We start from the raw sequence: 2,886 nt of genomic DNA on the forward strand, positions 1-2,886 counted from the left end.
GGCGGTCCGGGAAAGCCACTTCGAAGCCGATCGGATTCACCCCGCCGTTCGCGGTCGGCACGATGCGAGGCTCGGGAGGATGGCTCGGTACGGCGAGCCTCCCGGCGCCGTACCTTCACCGCTTGACTCAGTTCACAGGTCTCGCAGGAGACTCAGCGCGGAACCACTTGCGGACCGTTCTCACGTCCTATCGGCCCGGTACTCGTCGAGGGGAAGTCGGTCACCCGGCAGGCCGCCGAGGAGGTCACGCATCCGGCAGGTCCGCCTTCGCGGAGAGGAACGTGATCCGCGGAATGACCACGAGGCGCTCGCCCTCGCCGACCGCCACGTCCGCGGGGAGGCCGGTCTCGTAGGCCGCGGTCAGATCACGCCCGATGACCGCGATGTCCCCGTTGTCGAGTTCCCAGACATCCGGGCAGCCGTCCCGGCCTCCCGTGGTGCCCAACTCGGTCGGCGACTTGCCCAGGCGCCGGGTCAGCGCGGCGTCGGGATCCGCTTCCCAGGGTTGGCTCATCACGCCTCCAGGATGTCGCGTGAACAGTCGACTACACACCGTACGAACCTGCCCGGCCGCGCGTCAACAACGGCCGTGCGCGGCAGCGGTCCGTGCGCGGCACGAGTTGATCACCGGGGCCAGTACAGTGAGCGCACTGCCCGACCGGACAGAGGCGTGAGGGGGCCTGCGTGGCGACGCTGGGGATGCACCGGGACTTCCTGCTGGAGTTCGCGGCGCTGGAGAAGTCGGTGCAGCGGCGGGTCTTCGAGACCTTCGAGAAGTTCACCGGGGCGACGCACGCCGGCGCTCACCTGGAGAAGCTCACCCATCAGCGGGATCCCCGAATACGGACCATCCGGATCACCGACTTCTGGCGCGGAGTCGTCCTCAAGGCCGACCGGGGCGACGGGTACCTGCTGCTGAAGGTCCTCCCGCACGACAAGGCCAACGACTGGGCGTGCAAGCACCGGGCCTCGGTCAACGCCGCCACCCAGGGCGTCGAGATCCGCAACGACGTCGCCCTGGAACGCGCCACCGAGTCGCTCAGGACACTGGGCTCCGACGAACCCGGGCGGCTCTTCGCCGACCGGTCGGACAAGGTTCTGCGCAGCCTGGGCATCGACGAGGAGATCCTGCCGATCATCCGGCTGCTGCCCGACGAAGCCCATCTGGAAGCGCTCCACCGGGTCCTGCCGGAGCAGCAGTTCGACGTGCTGATCGGCCTCGCGAGCGGAATGGAGCCGGCCGACATCGACCGCGAGATCGTGCAGGCGTACGCGCGGGCGGCGGCTCCGGTGAGCGCCGCGCAGCCCGAGGACGGGCTGGTCTCGGCGATGGCCCACGCACGCGGCCGGGTCGCGATGGTGTCCGGCCCCGAGGAGTTGCAGGAGATCCTGGAGCGCCCGTTCGACGCGTGGCGGATCTTCCTGCACCCGGCCCAGTACCGGATCGCCTACCGGGACTCGTACAACGGGCCCGCCCGCGTCACCGGCGGTCCCGGGACCGGCAAGACCGTGGTGGCCCTGCACCGGGCCTACCACCTGGCGCGCCGCCTGCCGCCGGACGCCCCCGACGGGTCGGTCCTGCTCACCACCTTCACCAAGGACCTCGCCGCGGAGCTGGAGCGCTGCCTCGCCCTGCTCGTCACGGACGAACGGACCAGGGCGAAGGTCCGGGTGGTCACCGTCGACGCGTTGGCGAACGAGGTCCTGCGCCGCTCACGCGGCGGCGCCCCGCTGAAGATCCTCTTCAGTCAGCGTGCGGTCCTCGCCCGCTGGGGCCGGGTCGCCCAGCGGCTCGGGGTCGACTTCACCGACGTCTTCCTGGACCAGGAGTGGCGGCAGGTCGTGCTGGCCCAGGCGATCGAGAGCTCGGAGCAGTACCTGAAGGCACAGCGGTCCGGCCGGGGAACGGCCATCGGTCCGCTGCAGAAGGCCCAGCTGTGGCGTGCGGTGGCGGCGTTCGAGGAGGAGCTACGGCAGGCCGGGGAGTGGACGTTCCTCCAGGTCTGCGCGCAGGCCGCGCGAGTGCTCGACGAGCAGGACGACCGCCCGTTCCGGCACGTGGTGATCGACGAGGCGCAGGACCTGCATCCCGCGCAGTGGCGGTTCCTCCGCGCGGTCGTCGCGCCCGGACCGGACGACCTGTTCCTCGCCGGCGACCCGCACCAGCGGATCTACGGGAACAACAAGGTCTCGCTGCGCGCACTCGGAATCCAGGTGGTCGGACGGTCCTCCCGGCTGCGGGTCAACTACCGGACCACGCACGAGATCCTCAGCTGGTCCGCGTCCCTGCTCACCGGTGAACGCCCGGACGACATGGACGGCGGGGAGGAGTCCCTCGTCGGGTACCACTCGACCTTGCACGGGGCGCACCCCGAGGCGCACGGCCACGTCGACGAGGCCGAGGAGATCCGGGCACTCGTCACCCGCGTCGAGGAGTGGACCGCCTCGGGGGTGGGCCCGGAGGACATCGGCGTCGCCGCCCGGACCGCCCGACTCGGCCGCGACATCGCCCAGGCCCTGGAGCAGGCCGGGACGTCGGCCTACCTGCTCGGCAACGCGCCGTCCCCCGGCGTGCGGATCGGAACCATGCACCGGATGAAGGGGCTGGAGTTCCGCTGCGTCGCCGTGGTGGGCGTGAGCGACGGCATGGTGCCCATGCGAAGCGCGATCACCCCGGAGGACACCGACCCGCAGCAGCACCAGGAGGACCTCAACGGCGAGCTGAGCCTGCTCTTCGTCGCGTGCACGCGCGCTCGGGAGGCCCTCTCCGTCTCCTGGCACGGGGCACCCAGCCCCTTCCTCGAACCGGTCGTCCCGCAGCAGGCGTTGAAGAGCCGGCGAGCCCGCGTCCTCACCCGGTGACGGGCGCGCCGGCTCTTCAACGCC

2 protein-coding genes are annotated in these 2,886 nt (G+C 71.1%); one reads left to right on the plus strand and one right to left on the minus strand.

All coding sequences use genetic code 11. The features are described 5' to 3' along the window. Positions 1-244: 244 nt before the first annotated feature. Positions 245-514 (minus strand): hypothetical protein, encoded by a 270-nt coding sequence (locus J0670_RS34730; protein WP_207816422.1) that lies wholly within the window; start codon positions 512-514, stop codon positions 245-247. A 170-nt stretch (positions 515-684) separates the two neighbouring features. Here J0670_RS34730 and J0670_RS34735 point away from each other — a divergent pair, with 170 nt between their 5' ends. Continuing rightward, on the plus strand, positions 685-2,862 hold the full coding sequence (locus J0670_RS34735) for a UvrD-helicase domain-containing protein (protein ID WP_307806825.1): 2,178 nt from the start codon (positions 685-687) through the stop codon (positions 2,860-2,862). The last annotated feature ends 24 nt before the right edge of the window (positions 2,863-2,886 follow it).

The sequence above is a fragment of the Streptomyces sp. FH025 genome (assembly GCF_017427025.1).
Taxonomy (GTDB): Bacteria; Actinomycetota; Actinomycetes; order Streptomycetales; family Streptomycetaceae; genus Kitasatospora.